The sequence below is a fragment of the Telluria sp. ZT3P39 genome (genome assembly GCF_059685935.1).
The window spans coordinates 1-5,287 of sequence record NZ_JCASIH010000053.1; the positions used below are offsets into that span (position 1 = coordinate 1).

General features: G+C 64.0%; 7 protein-coding genes. 4 read left to right on the forward strand and 3 right to left on the reverse strand.

Annotation, left to right across the window (positions count from 1 at the left end; all coding sequences use genetic code 11):
- Positions 1–185 precede the first annotated feature (185 nt).
- The 3 genes from AC56LR_RS21500 to flgA all read right to left on the reverse strand — a co-directional run bounded on the left by AC56LR_RS21500 (position 186) and on the right by flgA (position 1,795).
- Positions 186–656, reverse strand: coding sequence for a flagella synthesis protein FlgN (locus tag AC56LR_RS21500; RefSeq protein ID WP_497133500.1), 471 nt, complete (start codon positions 654–656; stop codon positions 186–188).
- Positions 657–662: 6 nt separating this feature from the next.
- Positions 663–971 (reverse strand): flagellar biosynthesis anti-sigma factor FlgM, encoded by a 309-nt coding sequence (gene flgM / locus AC56LR_RS21505; protein ID WP_497133502.1) that lies wholly within the window; start codon positions 969–971, stop codon positions 663–665.
- 125 nt (positions 972–1,096) lie between these two features.
- The gene (gene flgA, locus AC56LR_RS21510) at positions 1,097–1,795 is read right to left on the reverse strand and encodes a flagellar basal body P-ring formation chaperone FlgA (protein ID WP_497133503.1); all 699 of its coding nucleotides are present in this window, start codon (positions 1,793–1,795) and stop codon (positions 1,097–1,099) included.
- 172 nt (positions 1,796–1,967) lie between these two features.
- Here flgA and flgB point away from each other — a divergent pair, with 172 nt between their 5' ends.
- From flgB to AC56LR_RS21530, 4 genes are read left to right on the forward strand one after another with little or no spacing between them, the layout of a single operon-like run.
- Entirely contained in the window at positions 1,968–2,384 is a 417-nt protein-coding gene (gene flgB, locus AC56LR_RS21515) for a flagellar basal body rod protein FlgB (RefSeq protein WP_497133505.1), read from the forward strand.
- A gap of 2 nt (positions 2,385–2,386) precedes the next feature.
- A complete protein-coding gene (gene flgC / locus AC56LR_RS21520; protein ID WP_497133506.1) occupies positions 2,387–2,788 on the forward strand; it encodes a flagellar basal body rod protein FlgC in 402 nt (133 codons plus the stop codon).
- A 20-nt stretch (positions 2,789–2,808) separates the two neighbouring features.
- Complete coding sequence (locus AC56LR_RS21525) at positions 2,809–3,522, forward strand: flagellar hook assembly protein FlgD (RefSeq protein WP_497133508.1); 714 nt, start codon at positions 2,809–2,811, stop codon at positions 3,520–3,522.
- A gap of 33 nt (positions 3,523–3,555) precedes the next feature.
- Positions 3,556–5,091: a flagellar hook protein FlgE gene (locus tag AC56LR_RS21530; RefSeq protein ID WP_497133510.1), complete on the forward strand. Its 1,536-nt coding sequence runs from the start codon at positions 3,556–3,558 to the stop codon at positions 5,089–5,091.
- The last annotated feature ends 196 nt before the right edge of the window (positions 5,092–5,287 follow it).

Here is a 5,287-nt window from a genome sequence, read left to right on the forward strand (position 1 = left end):
GAGAGTACGCGACTTCGATTACCTCCACACGCGTTCGAGACCGCCCTTATTGAACTGATTACCTTGGTGCAGGAGGTGAGAATTTGAGGGGAAGGGTCAGGACCTGACCCCGAAGTTTAGTTATCTACGGCGAATGCAAAACGGCCGCCTTGGCGACCGTTGTTGTTGTGTGATGCGGGAATGCCTTAACCGACCACGAAACGCTTCGATGGTCCGCCGGCCACGGTCTGCCCGCTGGAGCCGTACACGCCGCCGGCTTCGGCGCCGGCCGGCATGCGCAGGGCGTTGAGCACGCCCTGGTTGTGGGCCAGCTGCTTGTTGATCAGCATGCCGTTGACGCGGTTGAGTTCCTTGGCCTGGCGGGCAAGTTCGAGCAATTGTTCCCACTGGCTGCGCGCCTCAGGCGTGCCGCTGACCGCCAGCCAGGGTTCCATGCCCGCTTCCGATCCTTCGCAGCCGGCAGCGGCCAAGGCAGCGTGGCGCTCGGCCGACAGTTCGGCCAGCGCCTGCAGCAGCGCGTTCTTGCGGGGAGTGAGTTGCGCCAGCCCGTCGGCGTCCGCTGCGACCAGCAGCGTTTGTTCCTGCTTCATCAGCTCCAGCAGAGAGATGACGTGTTGCTGTTCGGTGGGGAGGGTCGTGATCGGGCTGGTGGGCATGAAAAGTTATCGCTTGCGTGAATGGAGCAAGTCGCGCACGGTGTCGAGCAGGCCGTCGGCGACTTTCTCGGAATTGACCTGGAACTGGCCATCGGCGATGGCCATCTTGATGCGTTCAACTTTCTTGGTGTCGAACACCTGGTTGTTCGCGCCCACGGCGGCGGCCATGGCCTGGCCCTGCGAGGACAGGCGCACGCTGTCGGTTGCCGCAGGCGTGGCTGCGGTGGTCGCGGCCTTGTCGGTGCGGGTATTGTTGGCCGGCGTCGTCGCCGGCTGAAGGCCTGGGTTGCCCTTGATGGTATCGTTGATTTTCACAGCATCATCCTTCTCTGTTCGGAGCGGAAACTCCGGTATCTGCAACCGGTAACGGCGCGGATTTCACAAACTTTAGTGCAGAAAAGGCCATTGGATGAAATTATGCGGTGCTGCTGGTAACAGTGTCAGATCGCGATGTCGATGATGCCGCCGCTGCGCGCGGTGCCGCTCACGACGGTGCCCGACTGGGTGCGCGCCTGCGCCACCTGGCCTTCGCCGGCATTGCCGAGCGCGCGCGCTTCGGCTGACACGGAAAAATTCGCGCCTTTCGACACCAGGCGCACTGCCTGGCCCTGCTGCACGACCGGTTTGGCCTTGAGCGTATCGAGCCGCAGCGGCGTTCCCGCCTGCAGCGAGGCGGTCGGCGTGCGCCCGATGGCCTGGGCCATGTCGGTGATGATGCCGTTTGGCATCGCCGCGATATCGCCCTGCATCATGACGAGCTGGCCGGCGTCGACCGGCTGGCCCTGGGCCAGCGGCACGGCGGCGGCAACATACTCCGCCACCACGCTGACCGTCGCCTGAATATACACCGTCCATGGGCTTGGCGCGGTGCAGCGCACGCCTACCGTTGTTTTCCCCCACGCCCGCGCGCCGGGCTGCTGGAAGGCTTCCGGCGCCGGGCAGGCGGCCAGGCTGGTGCGCGGGTCGACGTTGCCGACCTTGACGCTGACCTGGCCCGGCAGGCCGGCGGTTTGGGTCTGCAGGTATTGTTCGACTACCGCGCGCAGGGCAGGGAGGTTCTGGCGTGCGGCGACCGGCTGTTGGGCGGAGGCGAAGGGCGCGGCCAACAAGAACAATACAGCGGCGATCTGGCGTTTCATTGAAGGATGACTCCGGTAAGGGCATGGATCTCGAATGCTGCCATTTTAGGCAGCATGATTCCATAGTGAAACTTTGAATAGCCGGGGTTTGCCGTCCTTTCTCCATCGATTGGTGTTTGTTGCCCATCCGTATGATCGGTGCTGTCCCAATACGTCCCGTCCCGGAGGCAGCATGATCGGCAAAGTCGACCAGTACCTGAGTTTCAACGAAAAGGCCCTGTCCCTGCGCGCCCAGCGCCAGGAGCTGCTGGCGTCGAACATCGCCAACGCCGACACGCCCAACTACAAGGCGCGGGACATCGATTTCAGCTCGGCGCTGCAGGGTGCGCTGGCCGCCAAGGGCGCCAATGGTCCGATGGCGACCACCGCCCGGAACCACATCGCCCAGGGCAAGCCCACCGGCGACATGCTGTCGAACGGCACGCCGGTGATGTACCGCGGCGTGGTGCAGGGCGCGGTCGACGGCAATACGGTCGACATGGACGTCGAACGCAACCAGTTCGCCGACAACGCGCTGCGCTACGAAGCTGGCATCACGATGATCAACCACCAGATCAAGGGCCTGCTCGCGGCCATCCAGGGGCAATAATCATGTCGCTATTCAATATCTTCAACGTATCCGGCTCGGCGATGAGCGCCCAGGCGCAGCGCCTGAATACCGTGGCCAGCAACCTGGCCAATGCCGACAGCGCCACCAGCGCCAACGGCGAAGCCTACCGCGCCAAGGCGGTCGTGTTCGAGGCGGTGCCCCAGCAGTCCGGCGCCACCGGCGTGCGGGTGCGCGAAGTGGTCGAGGACCCGTCGCCGCTCAAGCAGATCTACGACCCCAAGCACCCGATGGCCGACGAAAAGGGCTATGTGGCGATGCCGAACGTGAACGTGGTCGACGAGATGGTCAACATGCTGTCGGCCTCGCGTTCCTACCAGACCAATGTCGAGACCATGAACGCTGCCAAGACCATGCTGCTCAAGACCCTGACCCTCGGCCAGTAACACAAGAATACTAAACCACCATGACCACCATCGCCAACAACAGCCCGGCCGCCAATGTCTCCGACCTCATGTCGACCATGAACGCCAAGAAGAAAGTCGACACCGACAGCGTCCAGGCCGACACCGACAAGTTCATGACCCTGCTAGTCACCCAGCTGAAGAACCAGGATCCGCTGAACCCGCTCGACAACGCGCAGATCACCAGCCAGCTGGCCCAGCTCTCCACCGTTACCGGCGTCAACAAGCTCAATACCACCCTGGAATCGCTCAAGACCAGCTACCAGTCGGCCGAAGCGATGCAGGCGACCAACCTGATCGGCCACGGCGTGCTGGTCGAGGGCAGCAAGGTGCAACTGCAGGATGGCAAGGCCATCCTCGGCGTCGAGCTGGCCAGCGCGGCCGATTCGGTACAGGTCGTGATCACCGATCCGGTCACCGGCAAGGATGTCCAGACCATCGACCTCGGCCCGAATGCCGCCGGCGTGCTGCCGCTGGCCTGGGACGGCGTGCTCGACCCGAAAAACGTCGATGCCGCCGGCAAGCCGGTGACCCTGGCCAATGGCAACTACAGCTTCCGTGTCGTCGCCCTGCGCGGCGGCGAGCCGCTGACCGATGCGAAAGGGCTGTCCTTCGACAGCGTCGCGAGCGTGACCACCAGCGGCAAGGACGGCATCAAGCTGAACCTGCCGGTGAAGGGCTCCGTCAGCATGGCCGATATCAAACAAGTCCTGTAAGCCAGCCGCTTACCAACCTATTAGGAGTACACCATGTCTTTCCAACAAGGCCTGAGCGGCTTGAACGGCGCTGCCAAATCCCTCGACGTCATCGGTAACAACATCGCCAACGCGAGCACGGTCGGCTTCAAGGGTTCGACCACCCAGTTCGCCGACGTCTACGCCAGCTCGCTCAATGGTTCGGGCGGCGTCACCGCCGGTATCGGCGTGAAGGTCGCGGGCATTGCCCAGCAGTTCACCCAGGGTAACGTCGAAGCCTCGAACAATCCGCTCGACATCGCCATCAACGGCGCCGGCTTCTTCCGCACCGAAACCTCGGGCCTGATTCAGTACAGCCGCAACGGCCAGTTCGCGCTCGACAAGAACGGCTTCATGGTCAACCCGCAGGGCGCCAAGCTCACCGGCTACGGCCTGAACGCCAACGGCCAGCTCTCGGCCGGCGCCGCCGCGCCGCTGCGCATCGATACCGCCGACCTGCAGCCGGTCAAGACCTCGGAAGTGCAAATGGAGCTGAACCTGGATTCGCGTAGCCAGGCGCCGACCAACACGCCTTTCAACGCGGACGACCCGACCACCTACAACAAGCAGACCCCGATGAGCGTGTACGACACGCTGGGCAATCCGCACGTGCTGTCGACCTACTACGCCCGCAACGCCACCGGCGGCTGGGACGTGTACGCGGCCAACGACGGCACCGAAGTGACCAACCTGGCGGTGGCCGGCGCAGCCCAGGGCACCGGCGGCGCCTTCACCGCGGTGAACACCGCCCGCGCCAACTGGGAAGCCGCCAGCAAGGCCGTGCCGCCGGTGCCGGCCACCATCGCCGCCGCCCTGAACAGCTATGCCAGCGCCGCCTCGGCCATGGTGTCGGCCGCTGCCGGCGCCGCCGGCGGCACCGCCGCCAACCAGACCGAGATCAACACCGCCGCGACCAATGCCGCACTGGTGCCGGGCACCACGCCGGCCGAAGTCGACGAAGCCATGGCCAAGGCCGTGAACGTGCCGCCGAAGAGCATCGGCACCCTGGTGTTCGACACCAACGGCGGCCTGAACAAGGTCACCTCGACCGCCGCCGGCAAGATGACCGCCAGCCTGCCGGTGTTCCCGGCAACCGGCGCCGAACCGGTCATGACCTTCACGATCGACTACGACGGCACCACGCAGTATGGCGTCGCCACCAGCGAAAAGAAGATCGCCCAGGACGGCTACGCGGCCGGCAACCTGCAGCGCTTCTCGACCGGCCAGGACGGCATCATCCTGGGCCAGTACAGCAACGGCCAGACCAAGCCGCTGGGCCAGGTGGTGCTGGCCAACTTCACCAACCCGAACGGCCTCGAACCGCTGGGCAACAATGCCTGGGCCGAGTCGGCCAACTCGGGCGTGCCGCTGATGGGCACGCCGAACTCGGGCAGCATGGGCGTGCTGCAGTCGTCGGCCGTCGAGAGCTCGAACGTCGACCTGACCGCCGAGTTGGTCAACATGATCACCGCGCAGCGCGTGTACCAGGCGAATGCGCAGACGATCAAGACGCAGGATTCGGTGTTGCAGACGCTGGTGAACCTGCGTTAATTGAAGTTTTGAGTGGCGATTCGACGCCGCATTGATGCACGCGTGATTTGAACGCGCGGCCGGCCGAGCCGGCCACCCTACGTAGATCCTATGATGAAAAGAAAGTGAGCCGATTTGCAGATTGAGTCCTAACCTGAGAGTTCGAAACTTAGACTTAGGAGATCAACATGCAACCGGCTCACATGGAAGATTCTAC